General features: G+C 34.2%; 23 protein-coding genes, 1 tRNA gene and 1 pseudogene. 18 read left to right on the top strand and 7 right to left on the bottom strand.

Going from position 1 to position 20,935, the window contains the following annotated elements:
* Positions 1–164 precede the first annotated feature (164 nt).
* From hsdR to AC3WJF_RS17440, 8 genes are all read left to right on the top strand, one after another.
* Positions 165–3,386, top strand: coding sequence for a type I restriction-modification system endonuclease (gene hsdR / locus AC3WJF_RS17475; RefSeq protein ID WP_492454486.1), 3,222 nt, complete (start codon positions 165–167; stop codon positions 3,384–3,386).
* A gap of 13 nt (positions 3,387–3,399) precedes the next feature.
* A complete protein-coding gene (locus AC3WJF_RS17470; RefSeq protein ID WP_492454484.1) occupies positions 3,400–3,651 on the top strand; it encodes a hypothetical protein in 252 nt (83 codons plus the stop codon).
* Between the two features lie 102 nt (positions 3,652–3,753).
* Positions 3,754–5,184 carry a class I SAM-dependent DNA methyltransferase gene (locus tag AC3WJF_RS17465; RefSeq protein ID WP_492454482.1) on the top strand — a complete coding sequence of 477 codons (1,431 nt, stop codon included), beginning with the start codon at positions 3,754–3,756 and terminating at the stop codon, positions 5,182–5,184.
* Positions 5,177–6,526 (top strand): restriction endonuclease subunit S, encoded by a 1,350-nt coding sequence (locus AC3WJF_RS17460; protein WP_492454480.1) that lies wholly within the window; start codon positions 5,177–5,179, stop codon positions 6,524–6,526. The genes AC3WJF_RS17465 and AC3WJF_RS17460 overlap by 8 nt, the downstream gene beginning before the upstream one ends.
* Before the next feature lie 579 nt (positions 6,527–7,105).
* On the top strand, positions 7,106–7,555 hold the full coding sequence (locus AC3WJF_RS17455; protein ID WP_492454478.1) for a reverse transcriptase domain-containing protein: 450 nt from the start codon (positions 7,106–7,108) through the stop codon (positions 7,553–7,555).
* Positions 7,515–8,381 (top strand): reverse transcriptase domain-containing protein, encoded by an 867-nt coding sequence (locus AC3WJF_RS17450; RefSeq protein ID WP_492454476.1) that lies wholly within the window; start codon positions 7,515–7,517, stop codon positions 8,379–8,381. The genes AC3WJF_RS17455 and AC3WJF_RS17450 overlap by 41 nt, the downstream gene beginning before the upstream one ends.
* Before the next feature lie 426 nt (positions 8,382–8,807).
* Positions 8,808–9,554 (top strand): hypothetical protein, encoded by a 747-nt coding sequence (locus AC3WJF_RS17445; RefSeq protein WP_492454474.1) that lies wholly within the window; start codon positions 8,808–8,810, stop codon positions 9,552–9,554.
* A 168-nt stretch (positions 9,555–9,722) separates the two neighbouring features.
* Positions 9,723–9,805 (top strand) — tRNA-Leu (locus AC3WJF_RS17440).
* Between the two features lie 185 nt (positions 9,806–9,990).
* Here AC3WJF_RS17440 and AC3WJF_RS17435 read toward each other — a convergent pair.
* A pseudogene (locus tag AC3WJF_RS17435) lies at positions 9,991–11,146 on the bottom strand (IS110 family RNA-guided transposase).
* A 344-nt stretch (positions 11,147–11,490) separates the two neighbouring features.
* Between AC3WJF_RS17435 and AC3WJF_RS17430 the strand changes: the two are divergent.
* The 5 genes from AC3WJF_RS17430 to AC3WJF_RS17410 all read left to right on the top strand — a co-directional run bounded on the left by AC3WJF_RS17430 (position 11,491) and on the right by AC3WJF_RS17410 (position 13,479).
* Complete coding sequence (locus tag AC3WJF_RS17430; RefSeq protein ID WP_492454472.1) at positions 11,491–11,640, top strand: hypothetical protein; 150 nt, start codon at positions 11,491–11,493, stop codon at positions 11,638–11,640.
* Between the two features lie 158 nt (positions 11,641–11,798).
* Complete coding sequence (locus AC3WJF_RS17425) at positions 11,799–12,077, top strand: type II toxin-antitoxin system HicB family antitoxin (RefSeq protein ID WP_492454470.1); 279 nt, start codon at positions 11,799–11,801, stop codon at positions 12,075–12,077.
* Positions 12,055–12,354, top strand: a complete 300-nt coding sequence (locus AC3WJF_RS17420; RefSeq protein WP_492454468.1) for a type II toxin-antitoxin system HicB family antitoxin — start codon at positions 12,055–12,057, stop codon at positions 12,352–12,354. The genes AC3WJF_RS17425 and AC3WJF_RS17420 overlap by 23 nt, the downstream gene beginning before the upstream one ends.
* 115 nt (positions 12,355–12,469) lie before the next feature.
* On the top strand, positions 12,470–12,625 hold the full coding sequence (locus AC3WJF_RS17415; RefSeq protein WP_492454466.1) for a hypothetical protein: 156 nt from the start codon (positions 12,470–12,472) through the stop codon (positions 12,623–12,625).
* Between the two features lie 89 nt (positions 12,626–12,714).
* A complete protein-coding gene (locus tag AC3WJF_RS17410; protein ID WP_492454464.1) occupies positions 12,715–13,479 on the top strand; it encodes an AbiV family abortive infection protein in 765 nt (254 codons plus the stop codon).
* A 68-nt stretch (positions 13,480–13,547) separates the two neighbouring features.
* On the opposite strand, the gene AC3WJF_RS17405 is transcribed toward AC3WJF_RS17410, so the two are convergent.
* The 3 genes from AC3WJF_RS17405 to AC3WJF_RS17395 form a co-directional block, all read right to left on the bottom strand.
* Complete coding sequence (locus AC3WJF_RS17405; RefSeq protein WP_492454462.1) at positions 13,548–14,465, bottom strand: recombinase family protein; 918 nt, start codon at positions 14,463–14,465, stop codon at positions 13,548–13,550.
* Between the two features lie 98 nt (positions 14,466–14,563).
* Entirely contained in the window at positions 14,564–14,992 is a 429-nt protein-coding gene (locus tag AC3WJF_RS17400; RefSeq protein WP_492454460.1) for a recombinase family protein, read from the bottom strand.
* 93 nt (positions 14,993–15,085) lie between these two features.
* Positions 15,086–15,859 carry a ParM/StbA family protein gene (locus tag AC3WJF_RS17395; protein WP_492454458.1) on the bottom strand — a complete coding sequence of 258 codons (774 nt, stop codon included), beginning with the start codon at positions 15,857–15,859 and terminating at the stop codon, positions 15,086–15,088.
* A 127-nt stretch (positions 15,860–15,986) separates the two neighbouring features.
* Between AC3WJF_RS17395 and AC3WJF_RS17390 the strand changes: the two genes are divergently transcribed.
* The 3 genes from AC3WJF_RS17390 to AC3WJF_RS17380 all read left to right on the top strand — a co-directional run bounded on the left by AC3WJF_RS17390 (position 15,987) and on the right by AC3WJF_RS17380 (position 18,154).
* Positions 15,987–16,313: a hypothetical protein gene (locus AC3WJF_RS17390; protein ID WP_492454456.1), complete on the top strand. Its 327-nt coding sequence runs from the start codon at positions 15,987–15,989 to the stop codon at positions 16,311–16,313.
* 2 nt (positions 16,314–16,315) lie between these two features.
* Complete coding sequence (locus AC3WJF_RS17385; protein WP_492454454.1) at positions 16,316–17,089, top strand: four helix bundle protein; 774 nt, start codon at positions 16,316–16,318, stop codon at positions 17,087–17,089.
* A gap of 348 nt (positions 17,090–17,437) precedes the next feature.
* Positions 17,438–18,154, top strand: a complete 717-nt coding sequence (locus AC3WJF_RS17380) for a GIY-YIG nuclease family protein (protein ID WP_492454452.1) — start codon at positions 17,438–17,440, stop codon at positions 18,152–18,154.
* A 91-nt stretch (positions 18,155–18,245) separates the two neighbouring features.
* Here AC3WJF_RS17380 and AC3WJF_RS17375 read toward each other — a convergent pair whose 3' ends face one another.
* The 3 genes from AC3WJF_RS17375 to AC3WJF_RS17365 form a co-directional block, all read right to left on the bottom strand.
* On the bottom strand, positions 18,246–18,527 hold the full coding sequence (locus AC3WJF_RS17375) for a hypothetical protein (protein WP_492454450.1): 282 nt from the start codon (positions 18,525–18,527) through the stop codon (positions 18,246–18,248).
* A 411-nt stretch (positions 18,528–18,938) separates the two neighbouring features.
* A complete protein-coding gene (locus tag AC3WJF_RS17370; RefSeq protein ID WP_492454448.1) occupies positions 18,939–19,385 on the bottom strand; it encodes a hypothetical protein in 447 nt (148 codons plus the stop codon).
* The gene (locus AC3WJF_RS17365; protein WP_492454446.1) at positions 19,375–19,518 is read right to left on the bottom strand and encodes a hypothetical protein; all 144 of its coding nucleotides are present in this window, start codon (positions 19,516–19,518) and stop codon (positions 19,375–19,377) included. Before AC3WJF_RS17365 ends, AC3WJF_RS17370 begins: the two co-directional genes overlap by 11 nt.
* A gap of 457 nt (positions 19,519–19,975) precedes the next feature.
* Between AC3WJF_RS17365 and AC3WJF_RS17360 the strand changes: the two genes are divergently transcribed.
* Positions 19,976–20,539, top strand: a complete 564-nt coding sequence (locus AC3WJF_RS17360) for a DUF4238 domain-containing protein (protein WP_492454444.1) — start codon at positions 19,976–19,978, stop codon at positions 20,537–20,539.
* A gap of 9 nt (positions 20,540–20,548) precedes the next feature.
* Positions 20,549–20,935: DUF4238 domain-containing protein (locus AC3WJF_RS17355; protein ID WP_492454521.1), on the top strand; the 387-nt coding region annotated here is incomplete at its 3' end.

Genomic DNA, 20,935 nt, shown 5'->3' with positions numbered 1-20,935 from the left:
AAAGATGGCAGTTGCACCTTACCACTTTTGGTGGAAGGTGCTTTTTTAAATAGAAAGGATACTTACTTTTAGTAAAGGTGGGAAGTTAGCTAGATAAATAATTTGATGAATAGGAAAATTGTTGTACAATAAAAGTAACAATTTTGAAAAGTGCGGTGATTGTTTTGAGTAGCAATTTTGCTTTCTATACAGGTGAGTGGGAGGTACTAGCTAAGTTAGGAGAGAGTGCTGAACGAAATATTTATCGAGATCCTCATACTTCAATTATGAAATTGCGGTTGCTTGGGGAATCGATTGCAAAAGCCATTCTTGCTTCTGATAATATTCGAGAGGCATATGGTACAACCCAAGTAAACCGAATTAATACATTACGTCGTGAAGGTTTAGCGGAACCTGAAATTTTAGATATATTTGATACGCTACGCCGTAAAGGAAATACAGCCTCCCACGAAGCAAACTTCGGTACACCAAAAGAAGCCACAATGCTTCTTGAGTTGGCATATAAGCTCTCTGTTTGGTTTATGGAAGTTTATGTTGATTGGAATTTTACACCTAAAGCTTACGAAGAGCCAAAAGAAACAAATGAACTTGAAAAACAGTTACAAACAAGAATCGACGAACTTGAACAAGAAATATCACAGAAAGAACAAGAATTAATTAAACGATTAGATATTATCGCTGAAGATGTAATTTCCAAAGAAACAAAAGTAGAGAGAAAAAAGAAGTCAAAACAACACATTCAAAAGCACCGATTATCAGAAGCACAAACACGAATAATTATTGATGATAAGTTACGTGCGGCTGGTTGGATGGTTGATACTGAAAAATTTAACTATAAGAAACGCGGAACAATGCCAGAAAAAAATAAAAATATGGCAATTGCAGAATGGAGAGTTGGAACAAAGTATGCTGATTACGCTTTGTTTAATGGCCTACAATTAGTAGGAATTGTAGAAGCAAAAGCAAAGCATAGGGACATTCCAGCTGCTCTTGAAAGTCAAACAAAAATATATGCTCGTTTAGTGGAAGAAAAAGATGGCATTGAGTTACTTCTACCAAACGGGGATTATAAAGTACCTTTTTTATATGCATCAAATGGCCGCCCTTACTTAAAACAATTGCAGGACCAGTCCGGCATTTGGTTCTGGGATTCACGCATACCAAATAAACATGCACATGCTTTAGAAGGATGGCACTCACCAGCCGACTTAAAACTTCTTTTAGATGTTGATGATAGGGAAGCAAATGAACGACTAAAAGCAGAAGATATTACGAAATTTGGCTTACGTGATTATCAGCAAAAAGCTGTACTAGCAGCAGAAGAAGCACTTATTCAAGGAGCTAGAAGGATGCTTGTAGCAATGGCAACAGGTACGGGGAAAACTCGTACAGCAATTGCACTAATGTATCGTCTTATTAAAGCGAAGAAGTCTCGGCGCATTTTATTTTTAGTTGATCGAAATTCACTAGGACAGCAAATAATGGATGCGTTAAAAGATTCCAAGATGGAAAATGGTTTATCATTCTCATCTATTTATGATGTAAAAGCTCTTGAAGATATGACACCTGATGTTGAAACAAAGGTACATATTGTAACGGTCCAAGGTATGGTTAGAAGATTGTTTTATAGTGATAACGAAGAATTACCTTCTGTTGGACAATATGACTTCATTATTGTTGATGAAGCACATCGAGGATATACAAGTGACCGAGAAATGTCTGATGAAGAACTCTTATACCGCGACCAAAATGAGTATGTAAGTCAATATAGGCGTGTAATTGATTACTTCGATGCGACTGTTCTCGGTTTAACGGCAACACCAGCACTTCATACAACGGAAATATTTGGTGCACCTATTTATAAATATTCATATACAGAAGCGGTTTTGGATGGTTATTTAGTAGACCATGAACCACCTTATTTATTTGAAACAGAACTAAAAGAGCATGGTATTAAGTTTGAAAAAGGTGAAGAAGTTGAAGTGTATGATCCAGAGCAAGGTGATATCATACTAGAGCAACTTGAGGATGAATTAAAATTTGATGTTGAACACTTTAATAAACGAGTGATTACAGAAGGATTTAACCGCGCAGTTTTGAATAAATTAACGGACTATATTGACCCAGAGAGTAGAGAAAAAACATTAATTTTTGCAGCAACGGACCAGCACGCAGATCTAGTTGTGCGTCTTTTGAAAGAAGCATATGAAGACCGAGAAGATGACGTGTCAGATGATGCGATTGTAAAAATTACAGGCTCTATTTATCACCCGAATGAAATGATTAAGCGTTTTAAAAATGAACGTATGCCAAATATTGTTGTCACAGTAGATTTACTTACTACAGGTATTGACGTACCAACCATTACCAATATCGTCTTTTTACGTCGTATTAAGTCCCGTATTTTATATGACCAAATGTTAGGACGTGCAACACGTTTGTGCCCTGAAATTGGAAAAACACATTTTCGTATTTTCGATGTAGTTGGTATTTATAATCAATTGCAAAAATATACCGAAATGAGGCCAGTTGTAAAGCAACAGAATGTAACGATTGAGGAACTTCATGAATCATTTGTACAAGCAGAAACACAAGATGAGGCGCAACACTATTTAGATCAATTAGTGGCGAAAATTCAACGTAAAAAGCAAAAGTTAAATGATGAAGCTAAAAAACAGTTTGAGCAATTATCTAAAGGATTGACTGTTGATGATTGGGCAAAAGAATTAAAAGGATATACACCTGGGCAAGCACAAGCAGATAGCGTTTTATTTGAGTATGTAGCTGACTACAAAACACCAAAAGAGTTACAAGTAATTGCCAAACATGAAGATAAAGTGACAGATGTAAATCGTGGCTATGGTGAAGGAAATGAACGACCAGCTGATTACCTCGATGGTTTCGTACAGTTCATCAGGGAAAATATAAATAAGATTCCAGCTCTTCAAATTGTATGTACCAGACCAAAAGATTTAACACGAAAAGATTTGCGTGAGATTGAAGTAATTCTGGCAACGAAACATTTTAAAAAGGAATATTTACAAACTGCCTGGAAGCAAGCGAAGAATGAAGAAATTGCAGCAGATATTATTAGTTTTATCCGCCAAGCTGCATTAGGTGAAGCGTTAGTACCAACGGAAGTACGTGTGAAAAATGCAATGCAAAAGGTTTATTCTATGCATGATTGGACACCTAGACAACGTAAATGGCTAGAACGTATCGAAAAACAATTAATTGAAATGCCTATTCTTGCACCTAATCCAGAAGAAGCTTTTTCAGAGGAACCGTTTAAAAGTCAAGGTGGTTACACACGATTGAAGAAAGAACTTGGTGAAGAAGTGGATAAAATAGTGAAGCTTATTAATGATAGCTTGTACGCTAGCTAATGAGGTGAAGTAAATGTTGGAGAAAATTTGGACTCGTATTATTGAAAATGAAGGTCAAACTTTCAAACAAATAAAAGGTAAAGAATTCACTTATCATTTAGTAGGAAATGGTATAAAACTCTCAACAACAAATCAGATTGTTAGTAAATCTGTATTTGAGAAAGCGAATCAATTATTGCCGGTGAAAAATACTGTACCATTTCAACATTTACGTGCACCATCCTATTTGTTTGCTATTTTAACAGATAAGCGAATTATAGAATGAAGAAAAGGAAGTTCTATTACTAGAACTTCCTTTTCTAATAGAAACAAAGGTCGAAAGCGGTTATAATAAGTATTGATTAAATGGAAGTACGGGAGGAAGAAAATGAACAACACAGAAATCGTAGCAAAGTTATGGGGCTTGGCAAATGTATTACGTGATGATGGGATTACATATCAACAGTATGTAACTGAATTAACATATATTTTATTTTTAAAAATGATGAAAGAGCAAGAAATGGAAGAAGTAATTCCGGAAGGCTATCGATGGGATAATTTACTAGCTAAAGAAGGTATTGAATTAAAAGAATTTTATCAAGGTCTATTATTAAAGCTTGGAAGTAGTGAAATAAAAAACGAGCGTTTACAGCAAATTTATAGTGGAGCGGCAACAAGTATTGATGAGCCGAAAAACCTTGAAAAATTAATTAAATCTATTGATGCATTAGATTGGTACAATGCAAAAGAAGAAGGGCTAGGAAATTTATACGAGGGTTTACTTGAAAAAAATGCGAGTGAGAAAAAATCTGGTGCAGGACAGTACTTCACACCGCGTGTACTCATTGATGTAATGGTGAAATTAATTGATCCAAAAGTGGGAGAGCGTTGTAATGACCCAGCTGCTGGGACATTCGGTTTCATGATTGCAGCAGACCGTTATCTAAAAGAGCAAACAGATGACTACTTTGATTTATCACCAGAGCAAGCAAAGTTCCAAAAAAAAGAAGCCTTCACAGGAATGGAGCTTGTAAAAGATACACACCGCCTCGCTCTAATGAATGCATTACTACACGACATGGAAGGTCGTCTAGAACAAGGGGATACACTATCTTCAAATGGAAAGTGGATGAAGAATTTTAACGTAGTGCTAACGAATCCACCATTTGGGACCAAAAAAGGCGGTGAACGTGCTACACGTGATGACTTAACTTTTGAAACGTCAAATAAACAACTAAACTTCTTACAGTTAATTTATAATTCACTTGTTACGGATGGAACAGGTCGCGCGGCAGTTGTATTACCTGATAATGTACTGTTTGAAGGTGGGATTGGTTCACAAATTCGACGTGACTTAATGGAGAAATGTAATTTACATACTATTCTCCGTTTACCTACAGGGATTTTCTACGCACAAGGTGTTAAAACAAACGTGTTATTCTTTGAGAGAGGAACGAAAGATGAAGGTAATACAAAAGAATTATGGGTATATGATCTACGTACAAATATGCCATCGTTTGGGAAACGTACACCACTAACAGAAAAGCACTTTGAAGGATTTATCGAAGCGTATCATGTAGAAGATCGCACGAAAGTACAAGATGAAAGATGGAATAGATTTACACGTGAAGCAATCGTATCAAAAGAGGATAGTTTAGATATTGGTTTGATTGCAGATAAATCATTAACTGCTTACGACAACTTACCAGATCCAATTGAATCAGCAGAAATAGCAATTGATAAGTTAAAACAAGCAATGGATTTATTAGTTGAAGTGGTAGAAGAACTGAAAGCGATTGAGGTGAAGGATCGTGAGTAAGAAGAAAAAGATGTTGGATAAGTTATTGGAAGAATTGATAGTGCCAGAGGAAGGGCAGCTTTTTAATTTACCGAATGAATGGGTATGGTTACGATTAAAAGATGTAACAGAATACATTCAACGTGGTAAATCACCAAGATATGTTGAATTCTCAAATGCTATTGTAGTTTCACAAAAATGTGTACAGTGGAGTGGATTTGATATTAGCGTTGCTCGCTATATTGATGAAAACTCATTAGACAAGTATACAGATGAACGCTTTTTAAGAAAACATGATATTTTATGGAACTCTACTGGTACAGGTACTATTGGGAGACTCGCTATTATCGATAGAGAATTAGAAAATAAAACTGTTGCTGATTCTCATGTTACAGTTGTAAGAGCGATACCGAGCTTAATACATCCTATGTATCTATATTACTGGTTAGCGGGTCCTTTTGTACAAGGGAAATTAGAGAATTCATATAGTGGAAGCACAAATCAAATCGAATTAAATTTAAGTAATGTTAAAAATGAGTTTGTCCCTTTACCTCCAATGAAAGAACAAATAAAAATTGCTAATAAAATTAATATTCTATTTTCTAAATTTGATGAAGCTAAGCAATTAATTGAAGAAGCAAAAGTGACATTTGAACTTCGTCGGGCAGCGATATTAAGTAAGCTATATTTGTTAAACCCACAAAAGAAAGAGGTTTCATTAGGAGAAATTTGTGAGATATTTTCTGGAAAGGGATTTAAAAAAGCTGAGTATGCTGATAGTGGTATTAAACTGTTAAAAATTCAAAATGTAAGCTATCGGACTACTGATTGGACAGAAATTACTTATATGCCAATGGAATATCTTGAAAAAGAACCAAATTTAATTTTGCATGAAGGTGATATCGTTATTGCCTTAAATAGACCTATTACGCAAAATAAATTAAAAGTTACAATGTTACAAGAAAAGGATTTACCAATTATACTGTATCAGCGTGTTGGTTGTATTAGACCGAAAGTAGAAATTAATCAAAAATATCTTTATTATTATATGACATCTTCAATATTTTTAACAGAAGTGCAGTCTAGATTAGGCGGATCAGATCAACCGTATATTAATATTCCGCCATTAAAGTCAATTAAAATTCCGTTAATTAGTCTTGAAGAACAACAAATTTTAGTAGAAAAGATTGAGAAAATTTTATTAATAAACAAAGAATCAGAAAAGATTGTAGATGACATATTAAATATTGAAATATTAAAACAATCTATGCTTTCTAAAGCCTTTAAAGGTGAACTAGGTACAAATGATTCTAATGATGAACCAGCAATGGATTTATTAAAATCTATTCTTCAAGAAAAGTAAGTAATAATGCTGTTTCTATTATAATATAGTCAGACACCAAAATTGCCCACTCGATTTAAGTCGAGTGGTCTTTTTTATGTGTGCCAGGCATGGCAACTATCTTGGTGGTGAAAGTCCACTGTGGGGGTACACATCGACCAACCACTAAGGAAGCGCAAGGTACTTATCGTGAGGTAAGGGCTGGAGGAAGTGTGGAATAAAATCTTGGCTCGACGAACAGAAATCTGATACTAAGGCTTGATAAAGGGATGAGACTCCATAACAAGTCAAAGTCCAAAAGATGTGCGTAACTTTATAAAGTAGATCAGGCGAGTAAAAGAGGAAAGATAGTTGTCTTACCCTGGGAGGTCTTGCGGATGTACTCAGGTACAGTCGGAAAAGGTTAACCGCAAGAAGTCAGCAGAAGCCATAGTAATGAGTTAACTCATGAAGGGCTAAACAATTTATAGTGTTTCAACACCACGAATGCGTAAGTGACGAACCCCGAATGTGTTAATGGTGAAAGTATGAGCGTATCTCAAAGGATAATCAAAAAAAGGGGGATATCACTTACTACGTGAGAGGGAAGGAGAAACGAGTGTGAAACTTTTAGAACAGATTCCATGTAATCAAAATATGAACGAAGCCTACTTACGTGTCTATAAAAATAAAGGCGCAAGTGGGGTCGATGGAGTAACAGTCGATAAGCTAAAACAATATCTGAAAGAGAACAAGGATGAGCTGCGCCAGCGCATCAGAACAAGAAAATACCAACCACAAGCTGCCTTAAGAGTGGAGATCCCAAAAGAAAATGGAAAGATGCGCAAATTGGGAATACCAACAGTAGTGGATAGAGTAGTTCAACAAGCCATTCATCAAATACTTAGTCCGATATTTGAAAAGCAATTTAGTGAATTCAGTTACGGCTTTAGACCAAAAAGAAGTTGTGAGATGGCAATAATAAAAAGCTTGGAATTTCTGAATGACGGACACGATTGGGTAGTGGACATTGACCTTGAAAAGATTCTTCGATACGGTCCACCACGATAAACTCATGCGAATTATAGCCAATACAATAGACGATGGAGACGTTATCTCTCTAATAAGAAAATATCTCGTTAGTGGGGTTATGGTGAATGGGAAATATGAAGAAACACCAGTCGGGACTCCGCAAGGAGGCAACCTCAGTCCTCTACTGAGTAATATTATGTTGAATGAACTTGATAAGGAACTAGAAAGTAGAGGATTGCGATTCGTGAGATACGCTGATGACGCCCTAATCTTTGTGAAAAGCGAAAAATCAGCGAACAGAGTGATGAAAACAATCGTGAGATTTATAGAAGAAAAATTAGGATTGATAGTAAATGCCGTGAAGAGTAAAATCTCTCGCCCAAAAGAGTTAAAATTCTTGGGATATGGGTACTATTATGATTCTAAAAATGGGAAATATCAAGTAAAACCTCATGCCATATCAATACAAAAATTTCAAAGGAAACTTCGAAAATTAACAAAGCGAAATTGGAGTGTACCACTAGACTTCAGAATTTTAAAACTAAAACAAGTCATATTCGGATGGGTAAATTACTTTAGAATCGCAAATATGAAAAAAGCCATGGAACGAACAGATATGAAGCTGCGCTCCAGAATCAGAGTAATCATCTGGAAGCAATGGAAGGTACCGAAGAAACAAATCAGATCGCTAATTCAACTAGGGATTCCGAAGGAAGAAGCAAAAGGATTAACTTTCTGTCGAAAAGGTTACCGATATATTGGATTATCAAAAGTCGTCCAAAGAGCAATCTCAAACAAAAGACTAAAGCAGAGGGGAGTACCCTCTGCCTTAGAACGTTATTTAAAAGTACACACTGTAATATAAATTGAACCGCCGTATACGAGACCCGTACGTACGGTGTTGTGAGAGGGGCGAAAATATATTAATTTATTTTCCCTCTACTCGATTGAGATATCAAAGTCTCAAATCAAAAAACTGAAGCAGGGTTAAAAATGAGAGATAAAGTGGTCGTATACGGGAGAGATTTGCTATTGAAGAAAAGAGAAAGAAAAGAGTACTAGCTTTATATTAAACAGGTGAGAGCGCAAAAAATACTGCAAGAGAATATGGAATTGGGAAAACAACTGTTTTAAAAAAATAATTAATGGTATTTGAATTTGGAGTGGTTTTTTATGTGAAATATTGTAAGGTTAATTTATGCACTAAAAGGATAGTTTTCATTAGAAATGACTTTTGATTATGAGAGATAAAAAGGCAAATAATCATAATAAGAAATTAGAAGGTGAGTTTATGCTAAAAAAAACTTGTTATTGGTGTGAAAAAAAAGCAACTTCTATGGAGAATGTTCCACCAAATTGTTTGTTTACAGAGGATAAAGATGTAAAATCTATGTTTGATAAATCCTTTAGAGAAAGATTAATTACTGTTCCGTCATGTGATGAACATAATTTGCAAAAATCAAATTTAGATGAATATTTAATGGTAACATTATCAGGGAAAGTAGGAAATAATGGTTTAGATTATGTACAAACACTTACTAAAATTGAACGAAGTAGAAAGCGAAACAGCAAATTATTGGACGTTGAAAAAAGCGAAATTATTAAAATCAAGGATAAAGAATTACCTGTACCATGGGTTAATGTAGATACTCACAAATTAAGACACTCATTTGAATCAATAGCACGAGGGCTGTATTTTCATGAGAATGGTAAAACACTTAAAGGAGAGGTAACAACTGTTTCGAAAATATTTAATCATCCGGAAGATCCAGAAGGTACAGAATTTAATATTAGATCATGTGAATTGTTAGAAAATGAAAGAAAGCATTGGAATACTGAGGTAAAAGGGGAGAATAAAGAAGTTTTCTCTTACCAATTTAGTCCAATTGATGGTTTTAAAACTCAAACTCTTGCATTAAATTTTTTTGATGGTATAGATGTTTATGTTGTATTAAATGAATTATCAGATAAAGAAATTGAAGAGGCGAAATTGAAATTGTCATTTTTATCTAAAACATTATTTGGAGATTTACAATAAAAAATATTGCACCGTAAATAGTTTATAAATTATATTAATTGAAACTTAGTCAGAAATTAATATATTGTAAAAGTATTTTTAAGTGTTACAATTTATTTAAGGTATTTAATAATCGTATGGAAAATTATACAGTAAGCATTAACAAAGTAGGGAATAAAGTCAGTAATGACACGGTGTGGCGGAATTGGCAGACGCGTACGACTCAAAATCGTGTTCCTTCTGGAGTGTCGGTTCAACCCTGACCACCGGTATCTAATTCTGTGAAGAATCCTTGATTTATCAAGGGTTCTTTTTCTGTGAAAATAAAAATTCTTTGCTCCCCCGTATACACTTGATAGGGAAGGGAAATCCTAGAAATAACCTAAAAAAGTCAATTAGAAAGCAGAGCTACCTGTGGGAGGGTAACTTTGTATATATTTCTTAGGTTTTGGTTATACTAACTAGTTTGTATTTCTTTAAATTGCTCCTTATTAATAAGCATGGAGTAAAATGATTCGAAGCATTCGATGCGATATCGCTATGAGTGCTTTTTTCTTTCCCCTTCGTGCAGCTAATGACCAATATTTTGTTGCCAATCATCGATTGCGACACCGTGAAACAGCCCAAGCTGCTTCGCACAACGCTGATTTTATGTGCGGATTACCTTTAACTGTTTTGGTGCTGTATCTTTTCCCAGCACTTTCTTTGTTTCCCGGTGATACTCCAGCCCATGAGGCTAAGTGTTGAGAGGTTGGAAATTGACCCATGTTAACACCAATTTCTGCAATAATGATAGCTGCTGTATCTTTTTTTATTCCTGGAATCGTTAAAAGCAATTGGAGTTCTACTTGGTAGTTTTTTAACAAGGTATCAATTCTTTCTTCTACATCTGAAATGAGTGATTCTAAGTATTCAAGGTGCTGCCAAGATTGGCGTATAAGAAATCTTTGATGGTCGTTTAGTGTACCGAAAAGAGAATCGGTAATCATCTGCTTTTTCCCAGACATTCTTCCGTGGATGTTCGTTTCAACATCAGATTCATCTACATAACCTTGATCGATTAGTTGTTTTAGGAGCTTTCTTCCTGAAACTCCAAAAACATCAGAAATAACTGTGCCTAGTTTTACATTCCCTAGTTTTACATTCGAACACTCTAATACCTTTTGAATACGATTCTTTTCAGATGTAATGTGACCAATCCATTTTTTCCTAAGCCGAGTTAAATCTCGTAGTTCACGAATATCAATAGGTGGAACAAAACTCTTTTCTATCAATCCATGACGTAGAAGCTTAGCGATCCATTCTGCATCTGATACATCTGTTTTTCTCCCTGGAACATTCTTGATTCTTTGGGCGTTTGCGAGGGTAATATCGAAAAAATCCTCTAAAATGTTAAAGACAGGTTTCCAATATACACCCGTACTTTCCATCGCAATATGGGTCACATCATGTTCTTCAAGCCATTTCAATAGTCGAAACAAATCTTTGGTGAGAGTAGGGAAAGTTACTGTTTCCTTAAACATTTGTTCCTCTTTGTTCCCCGTTATGATACAAGCAACAATTGTTTCTGAATGAACATCCAAACCAGCACATCTTTCAATAAATACCTCCATTAAAGCTCTCCTTAATAATTAAGATCACAAACAGCAAGTGAATTTGAACATAAGCATTTTTCTGTACGTAGTCATCTTTCCAATAGAAAAGAGCTAACAAAGGGTTGAACACCAAATTCACTCAAACAGTTTTTTGTACAGGGTCGAGCCACCAAAAAAGACCACGTTTTACAAACTGTTTGTGTCACTATCATTATGGACAGGAGGAATTTATTTTCATTCATGGGTTAGGAGCGAAAGCTCATGAAAGTTTTTTGTTAAAATTACAGTATACTGGAATATATCTACAAATAGATGAAAATAGTTATATATTTATATTATTCTTTTAATAGGAGGAAATCATTTTGAAAGTAACATTTATTGGTGAATTGAATGTTGATTTATTAGTAAAAAAATTATTAGAAGTAATAGATAGCGAGGACATAAAATTGATTGAGGATATGAAAAAGAAAAATCAATTAGAAGTTAAACAAAATGAGTCAGGGATTGAATAAACTCTATAAAACAATAGTTCAGGGCTTTAAGGAAATAGAAAAGCGATTAATAGGATGGAGGTAAGGCAAGAGGCAAAGAATTGAGGCAAATAAAAACATTATTGATATGCAAAAAAATAAATTGTAAGTTGAATAAGAGAAAATAAGGAGGTAATGGAATGTCAGTACATAGATACTATGCAGTAATACAGCCTACAGATGAGGGGAACTACATTGTAACTTTTCCTGATGTTGATGGATGCATTACACAGGGAGAGACCTTACAGGAGGCTATTGTAATGGCTGAGGATGCTCTAGGCATGATGTTAGTAGATATGGAGGTAGAGGGAAAGCTATTATCTCCTAGCCCTGTAGATAAGCTGAAAGCATCTTTACCTGATGGAGCCAGTCTAGTGTACATAGAAGTAGATACAGATGAGTATAGAGAGGCTGTATAATAATATGCCTATGTATAAATTTTATGGACTATTTGAAAAGGATGATGATGGAGTAGCTGTCAGCTTTCCTGATTTAAAAGGCTATCTCACTTGTGGAGATGATATGCAGGAGGCTCTTAGAATGGCTGAGGATGTACTTGGAGGCTTTCTGTCCATCTCTGAGGAGGATAATGAGCAGATACCTACTCCTAGCAAGCCTGAGGCTATTAAAGTGCCTGATGGTGCAAGTCTAATCCTTGTAGAAGTGAATACAGATACCTACAGAGAGTCTGTATAAGCAGTCTCTCTTTTATTGTTTATCTGTCCAAAGGATAATCAGCCTGTCACAGTAGGAAACCTTCTCTCTAATTATAGTAATGAGGAAATAATAATTTACTGAGAGAGGGTACAGCATGGAAAATATAGAACAGAGTAATATTAAAGAGGTTAATACCTTCATAACAAAGGATAAAGTAACAGTAAATATTCATGGTAAGCCTAACCTTGATATTTTGGCAAAGAAATTAATTGACCTTTACAATATAAAACAAAATAAGTCTGCAAGTTAAAAGGAAGAGCTACTAAGGCTTTTCCTTTTTTATTTGTGCATGTAAAGATACAATAAATATAAATAATTATTTATAGGGAGAGAATAGGGATGAAAATTAATCAGTTAAAGGTAGATGAATTAGAAAAGCTCTTTTTAACAATATATGAAAATGCTTGTGAACTACTAGAAGAGGCTGAGTTGCTATTTAACCATGATAGGTATGCAAGAGCTTACTTATGTTCTCATATTGCCTTTGAAGAGTTTGGAAAATTACCTATGCTCTATTCAGCTGCTCTCAATGTTTATAATGGAATAAAAGTTGATTGGAAGTATCTTAATAGTAGGATAAGAGACCATAAAAGAAAAATTTCTATGAGCTATTCTACAGCAATGCAAATTAGTAAAGCTATGGACTTATATAATTCTAACCAGAAAGGGAGTCACCTTTCAGAAGAAAAAGGTAAAAATGAGCAAGATTTTCATTTTATAAAAGTCTTTAAAGAATATATAGACAATGAAATAAAAATTAATCCATTGAACTTTTTTAATGAATCAAAAGATGTTGAGGCTAATTTAAAGGAGTATAAAACTAGACAATCAATGGTCTTATTTTTAAATGAATATAAAAATGGAAGTTTATATGCTGACTATGATGATGGAGTATTTAAAAAGCCAAGTGAAAAAATAGATAAGGATACAAGTATCTATGGATTTATACTTGCTTACATGCAAAAAAAATTTATTGAACTTCCTGGTCATCATTTAACAGGATTTTATTTATATAAATTTCCAGAAGGATACCTATCTGATTTAGCTGATATGAAAAAGGAGTATAATGAACAAGCAGAAAAACTTTTCATTAAAAAGGAATAAAAAAGAGAGGGCTTTACAGCTCTCTCCATTTAATATCAATTACAGGCTCATTGTTTGTATCAGTAGTTTTAGTAAATACAATTCCTGAGACAATCAGTTTTAATGTAGCATTTTGGCTCTTCTAACTCCATCTCCTCAAAATTATTAAGCATCTCAATTATACCTGTTACTTTGTCTGCTTGAGCAGAGGCATCTAGGCTTTGTAATTTATTGCCAAGAAGGTTAATTTCATTTTTAAGAGCTGAGATTATATCTTCTAAAGCCTGTTTCTTTTGCTGATAAGAGTCTTTGTCTATTTCCTCATCTAAATACAGGTCTAACAGCCTTTTTGCTTTTCTCTCTTGCTTTGCTAAGTCAGCCTCAAGACTATCTAAATTAGATTTAATGTTAATTTCAATGTCTGAAGTATCCATATTTAATAAACTTACTAAGGATTGCTCTAATTCCAGCTTGTACAGTTTTAAAGCCTCAAGGACTGCATTTTCTACTTTGTAGATAGCTAATCCTCCATTATGGCATTGAGTCTCTAGGTCAATCTGATGTCTACAAGGTCTAATCTGATAGAAGGAGTAATTTCTTCCTGTCTTTCTAACCTTATTGTTAAGCTGTATTGTCATACCCTTTCCACAAACTCCACATACTAATAGCTTATTGACAGGAGATTTAATTCCTAAGGACTGTAGATTTTCTTTTGACCTTCTAGATTTAAAAAGAGCCTGTATTTGATTAAATTCCTCCTCAGTCATTATTGCCTCATGAGTATCTTTTGCAATTGCTACTTTTTTCATCCTCTTAGAGTTATACTTTGATTCTCCTAGATAAACCCTGTTGTGCAAAATGCCTAAAACTCTGTCTGTCTTAAAAGGAATACCTTTTCTAGACCTATAGCCTAACTCATTAACTTTGTCAGCTATTTGTCTTGAGGAGTAACCAAATAAAGCTAATTCAACCATTTTTCTCACTATTTTTTTTTCCTCAGGATTCACAAGTAATTGCTTTGTATTTTTATCCCATGTATATCCTATTGGAGCTATTGAGCCTATCCATCTATTATTAAGTGCAACAGCATCATATTTACCTTTATTTAATCTGTGCCTAATTCTTTTGTATTCATAAGCTGATAATACTGAGGTGAAGCCAAACGTAGTTCTTGATTTTCATCAGTAAAGTCAGTGATATTGTCAGGAGTCTCAATTACAACATCATGGATTATACAGAGTTTGCCCAACTCATCAAGTTGTCCTACATCTCTAGCTAATCTGTCAACATGGGTAACTAATATTCTGTCATACTTACCTTGCATAACCTCATTTTTTAATTTAAGGTACTCAGGTCTATTTTCTTTTATTGAGGACTCTACCTCTTGAAATAGGTCATAGCTGTAACATTTTTGCTCAGCAATTCTAATCAAAGTTTCCCTTTGGTTATGGAGGGTTTCCTCTGCACCTCCTTCTTCCTCTCTAGATTTCCTTACATAAATAGCTACTTTTAATTTTGTTGCTGTTTGTACCATTTTATTTGCCTCCTAATTATTACTCTGATTTTTAGTCTCTATCTCTATAATTAGAGAGAGTTATAAGAACTGTGACATAAGTGTCAAAGCTAGTTATAAAAGGAGAATGAACTGTGTTTTATTGATAAAGTGGATGTCGCTCATGTTGAAGGTATACCCCCGACTCTTCGCAAACCGAACAATTTGCTGAAGATGTTCAAACTTGATTTCCTCGATAAACACTTTGCTGTCTTCGTAAGCTTCTCCTTTACTTGCAAAATAACCACTTCGTAAAACCTGCTCCAGATCATCGGATGAAACAGAAAGCCCATAATGTTCGTTGATGATTTTCCCGATTTTTCCTTTAAGAATATTGATGCCTAAATCCGATACAATCATGGTATTGACTAAGGGGTGTATTCCTTTGAACGTACAAAACGTCGTATTTAACCCACCTAAATCAACTATGATTGTATTTTTATCTTTGTACCTGTCTGGCTTGGCATAAATTTCTCCCATTCCCTCAAAAGCTATTGTGACATCGGTTAAATCAATTGAATATGCTTTTCCGTTGACCATAAAATGGATGGTACGTTTTTGATTTTCCACCATTTGCGTAAACTTCTCTTTTTGAACAGAATCTTTGTAAGTGTTGATTGGAACATTGACAGCTAAGCGGATGTCTACATTTGTAGGGGCGTTTGCCTTTTGGAGAAGTTGAGCAATGGCGGTGTATATGGAGATCCGATGGATCAGGGAGGCTTTGTTTAAGGAGTAATCCACATAGTCTTCACTAACCATTTCTCCAAGTAAATATTCATCCCCATTTAATTCCACTAAGAAAGGGTTTGGTTGAATATCTACTCCCAACCTCTTTACTTGTTGCATTTTGGTGCGAAGGTTGTGATATAGGTAATCCCTTTGTATTTAGGGATTTTACTCCGTAAGCAATCCACCTCTTCTTTTCATTTTTCAACATATTTTTTCTATCATTAAAAAATTGGAGATGATCAAATTGAATAAAATAGTTGAACAAATTCAGGAATCGTATCGCAAAGAGAGGGAACGTGTTTCTTATAGTCTTCCAGATGTAGGAATGTATTTAGAAAACCTCGCAGAAAAAGGATTGATATGGGTTCTGAAAGATATGGGCGATATTTCCTCGATTGAAGAGGCTGGAATCGAAAAGTATTTAAACGACTATAGGGCTAATCAAGTTTATGATAACCTCGAAGACTACTTCTATCTAAAACCATCTCAATCAAAAAAACTTCAAAATGCTAACTTCAATTTAATTCAAATCATATTTCCCAAAACGCATTATCCAGACAGGAGGAGATAAAAGTGAGGACAAAAGAACCACTTTTAGAAATCAAAGACGTTAAACAGTTTCATGGATATAAAAAAGCGAAAGAGCTAGAAGAAAAGGTATATGAAATCTGCAAACATTACCCTTCCTACGAAAAGGACCATCTAGTTGATCAGTTGACGAGAAGTGCTGAGTCTATAAAGAAGAGTATTGTTATTGGGGAGCAGAATTTCATTAGAGAAAAATTCAATCAGTACAGTATCGCAATTGGGTCTTGCAAGGAAGTATCAACATGGTTGGATATATCTTTGGGGCAGAGATATATCTCTCATGAAAAATTTGAAGAGCTGAATAAATTGTCATTATACGTGACGGGCATCTTGACGAAAACATTAGCCAACATAAGTAAGAACGAAGGAAAAGGGTTAGATCTTCCGAGTCCCTACACTCCAGATCTGAGTAATTTTGGAGTATATAAAGATTCTCTATTGCTTGTTGAAAGAATATATGAGATGACAAAACGAAGAGAATTTTGGAAGGAAAAAGATCTTGTATTTGGACTCCGTAATATAGCAGGTTCAGTGGCGGCCAATTTGTCTGAATCAAACCAACTATATATGGCAAGGAAATTTAAGTTTTTCAATAATGCTTTGGAAGCATTAAGTAGTCTTGAGAGCAAGCTGCAAACATCCCTTAGCAAAGAAATAATATCGAATGAGATTTTTGCAGAGATAGAAGAACACTGTGCATCCATTAGACGGAGGATTTTGAGAATACTGAAAAATTTAAGTGATCAAAAAGAGAATTAAACGAAATTTAGGATAAGGAAGGAGCGACTTTCTTATCCCTTTAAGTTTTCTAAAAAAAGAAATTGAGTTCGTATAATGGGGAACAGAACCGGACTTAAAATTTTTCGAAAAGTGCCTTAAAAAGTTATGTGTAGAGTTTTCATTTTCTTATTTGAATATATAACTACCTGAACCCGCATTCTTATGTTTGAACGAAACTCTATCTCTCTACATAACTGAGAGTTATTTTCAGAGATTATTTACTCAGCAATAGAAAGCTGCTGATGTCTTCGGTACAATTATGTTAAGAGCAAATGAATCAATTTATTAGGAGATTTTGAAGGTACCATCAACAGAAGGAGGATTTTTATGCCATATCATTTTGGACTAAAGGTACTTGAAGGAAAACGTGGATTGAAGTTAACACGAGAAAAATATGCAATTGTTAGTAACAAAAATTCATTAGTTCGTTTTGATAGGGATATTTATGCTGATGAAGAAGGTAAAATTTACACAGATGAATGGTGTAAAAATCAGCTAGAGGAGGCTTTGGAAAATTACGACTTAAACATGAAATATTTCTCTTTGTTAAATCATGATGAATTTTGTGAAGAAATAGAAGGATTTCTTAAACGGAATAAACAATTCATAGAGGTGTATGATCTAAACTTATATGATGGAAAATCTGGATATTACATTATAGTGATCGATGAATATTCACAATTGTATATTGGTACCACGAATAATATTAAAAGACGTGTTAGACAACATTGGTCGAATAGCAAACCTTTTGATCGGCTTCTGTTTCCAATGGGTAACGTTGATTCCTCGATACTTTCAATTGATAGTTTTCGTGCTCTTGATACTACTAGAATTTATGCCTATGAAACTAACAAAACATTTAGTAATGAAGATGAGTTCATTAATTATTTTCCAGCTGAATTTTTATGTAATAGGATGGCTGGTGTAAAAATTACTGATGGTTTACTTCAAGCAATAACTATGATGAAAGAGCGGAATTTAAAGGGGAAAATGTATATTCCTAATGTTATGAACTCATTTGTTTTTTGCAAAACAGTTTCATAACTCAAAGTAATTACGACCTTTCCCAACTAACTGGGTAGAATAGCTGAGAAGATTTGGGCAAAAAGAGAGATCCAGTAGATCTCTCTTTAGTTTACTCGTAACGATAACTATGGTTTTTCTTGATATTTTCAGTTACTTCTGTTAATGCATCTTCATCATTCTTTGCTTTAAGTGGGTATAGTTCAATTACACCTTGTTCAGCAACGTTAATTCGTCTATATCCCCCAGAATAGATTATTTCATTATTAGAGCCAGGGTAAACGGCAAATTGTACTTCATACACATGTAAGGCTTCCGTACCATTGATATCCACAACAAAACGAACGATTTTAGATTTTAAGTGACCTGTTTCAACGGAAGTAAAATTAGGCATCTGTAATTCTCCTTTTTTATAAGATTATATGGCTAATATCATAGAGAGGTCTGTATGTAAAATGAGAATTTACCCCATTTTTTTAGTGACACCCCAATTATCCCCTATTATATAATTTTAGTTTCTTTATTCATAGGAGAAAATCCATTTAATTAAACAATTCTTCCGAGTTTTTCAACTAAGGTGCTTTAACAAAATAAGAAGTAATTAATGAGCCTAAAAATATGCAGGTTTATGCACTATTTGTATATTTTGGCCTTTTAAATCATAAAACATACTGCTATAAACAGCATTTTTGAGTTAAGTATATGAAATTATGTAGCTTTAGAAGTTATAAAATAAATTTATTCTTCTAAAAGATAAAGACTTCGTTGGGCAGACTTTCTTTTCTTAAAGAGTGAAACCCCACATTTAAGATGGTTTTGATTTTAAAGTGCGTTCTGTATTTGTGTATCTCTGTCGAAGTTCAACAATATCCAATTTTATTCGGAGCTCTTTACCAACAACTTTAACAATCTTCCATGCCCCTTCTCTAAAATGTGGATACGCATCCATGTATTTTACAAAAGGAGTTTTCAAAAGTTGTTTTGCATCTTTATCAAAGCCTGTACGTGATTGGGATCCGTAAATCCTTTCAGGCTTTACTTCGGTTAGCAAATCATATCCTGCATAGACTGGAGCATTCTGGGATTCATCTAATGTCAGTTGAATGGCAATATCGAAAACCTTACCATCAATCTCTATCCATGAATGGTCGAAATATTGAAATCCGTTCTTTACTTCTCCTATACATAGTTCATTTTTAATTTTTTGTTCAGTGTTAGCAAGACATGAAAAATGCTGGAGACTAGATGGCATGCTCCAGGATTAGGGTGTTTTTTGTAATAGTCAGAAACTGAAAGAAAGTGTTAAATATATTTTCCTTTTGTTCATGTTCAAAAGGTATATTATCAGCAGCTATACGATATGGTTTTGCTTGACTTGTCGCCATAAGATTCTCCCCGCTAATCAGTAAAATATTGTTCTTTCATCAACTAAATCAGGTCTTTTCTTCCTCTTATGATTAATTATTACATTTTGATTTCTGATTTGAAATTATACCAAAAGAATAATCAGCAATAATGATTGATAGACAGAGGTAGCTGTTTATAAGATTACAACCTATTTACTATGGGTGAAAAAATATAATTTTTGGAAATATAACCAATCCTTCCTTAAAACACGTAAATTAATTTGTAATATATGTGTTCCAGAATCATAGGTTTTGAGATTATGTAAAAAAACATCCCTAAATGTTGTTAATGCACTCTAGTTACATCCCTTTTTATTAAACGTAGATTATTTACATAAAGTTTCAACAAGGGACCGTTATCGGCTTTGAAAAGTTATTCAAAATAGGTAATATGGTAGAATTGAGAAAACATTCATTCAAATAGGAGGGGCTCCTTGTGGTCAAAGTAAAAAATCAACACTATGTTCCTCGTTCGTATTTAAAGTATTTTGCAAATAAGAAGGATCAAATTTGGGTATATGACAAACAGACGAATAGATTCTTTCTGTCTAATATTAATAATGTTGCATCAGAGAGGTACTTTTATGATATTCCGTTTGAGGAAATCTACAATGTACTGTCATCAGAAGATAGAGAAAAAGTACAGAAAATAATTCGAGAAGGTAACTTAACATCAATTACGGAGTTAGCAGAATTAGGAGAGCAAAGTATGGAAAAATTCTTTGCTGAGAATATCGAGAATAACTTCAAAAAATTGCTGGATAAAATACGAGTTAGCTATATTATGATGCCGTCTCCGTTATATTCAAGAGCATTATCACAAGAAGATTGTATTCAATTGTCTTTAATGTTGGCGTTCCAGATTGTTAGATCAAAAGAATTTCGTGAATCTCATTTTGATTCAAAGAAATCTATGACGCAAGCCATGGTGGATATCTTTGCATCATCATATGAAGAAGACTATAAAATAGGTAGTATTACCGCTGAACCCCAGTATTAATTTGATTCGCTGGAGCATGTTCACTTATTAATTGGTGACTTTCCTTTTAGATTAGCAGAAATTCTATCAACCCATATTTGGTTTATTGGTGTTAATCAAACTAATATACCTTTTTACACATCCGATAATCCAGTTGTTAAGCATGCACATAAGCATGATCCTTTTTTCGGAACAAATGGATACGGTTCTCCAGGAATAGAAATAGCCTTTCCTTTTTCAGATAAACTCATCCTTGTTTTAGCTGAAAGGGAATATCACTCACCTTTAACCACCTTGGAAAATCTTTTTGTTCCATTAATTGATGAACAAAATATTATTTACTCAAACTTCGCAGATTGGAATCGACAAATACACCTTGATATAGTTGGGAAGGCCACCGATCCATCGCTGAAGTTG

The sequence above is a fragment of the Heyndrickxia sp. FW510-T9 genome, from assembly GCF_058781025.1.
Note: the sequence above shows the minus strand (reverse complement) of the source record. Positions and strands in the feature narration are given on the sequence as shown.

What these genes read in the sequence shown, in the direction of transcription:
- AC3WJF_RS17445 (WP_492454474.1), top strand. Translation starts at nt 8,808, where the DNA reads ATGCTAAAAAAAACTTGTTATTGGTGTGAAAAAAAAGCAACTTCTATG.
- AC3WJF_RS17400 (WP_492454460.1), bottom strand. Translation starts at nt 14,992, where the DNA reads ATGGTACAAACAGCAACAAAATTAAAAGTAGCTATTTATGTAAGGAAA.
- AC3WJF_RS17395 (WP_492454458.1), bottom strand. Translation starts at nt 15,859, where the DNA reads ATGCAACAAGTAAAGAGGTTGGGAGTAGATATTCAACCAAACCCTTTC.
- AC3WJF_RS17465 (WP_492454482.1), top strand. Translation starts at nt 3,754, where the DNA reads ATGAACAACACAGAAATCGTAGCAAAGTTATGGGGCTTGGCAAATGTA.
- AC3WJF_RS17470 (WP_492454484.1), top strand. Translation starts at nt 3,400, where the DNA reads ATGTTGGAGAAAATTTGGACTCGTATTATTGAAAATGAAGGTCAAACT.
- AC3WJF_RS17410 (WP_492454464.1), top strand. Translation starts at nt 12,715, where the DNA reads ATGAAAATTAATCAGTTAAAGGTAGATGAATTAGAAAAGCTCTTTTTA.
- AC3WJF_RS17375 (WP_492454450.1), bottom strand. Translation starts at nt 18,527, where the DNA reads ATGCCTAATTTTACTTCCGTTGAAACAGGTCACTTAAAATCTAAAATC.
- AC3WJF_RS17425 (WP_492454470.1), top strand. Translation starts at nt 11,799, where the DNA reads ATGTCAGTACATAGATACTATGCAGTAATACAGCCTACAGATGAGGGG.
- AC3WJF_RS17415 (WP_492454466.1), top strand. Translation starts at nt 12,470, where the DNA reads ATGGAAAATATAGAACAGAGTAATATTAAAGAGGTTAATACCTTCATA.
- AC3WJF_RS17365 (WP_492454446.1), bottom strand. Translation starts at nt 19,518, where the DNA reads ATGGCGACAAGTCAAGCAAAACCATATCGTATAGCTGCTGATAATATA.
- AC3WJF_RS17420 (WP_492454468.1), top strand. Translation starts at nt 12,055, where the DNA reads ATGAGTATAGAGAGGCTGTATAATAATATGCCTATGTATAAATTTTAT.
- AC3WJF_RS17370 (WP_492454448.1), bottom strand. Translation starts at nt 19,385, where the DNA reads ATGCCATCTAGTCTCCAGCATTTTTCATGTCTTGCTAACACTGAACAA.
- AC3WJF_RS17380 (WP_492454452.1), top strand. Translation starts at nt 17,438, where the DNA reads ATGCCATATCATTTTGGACTAAAGGTACTTGAAGGAAAACGTGGATTG.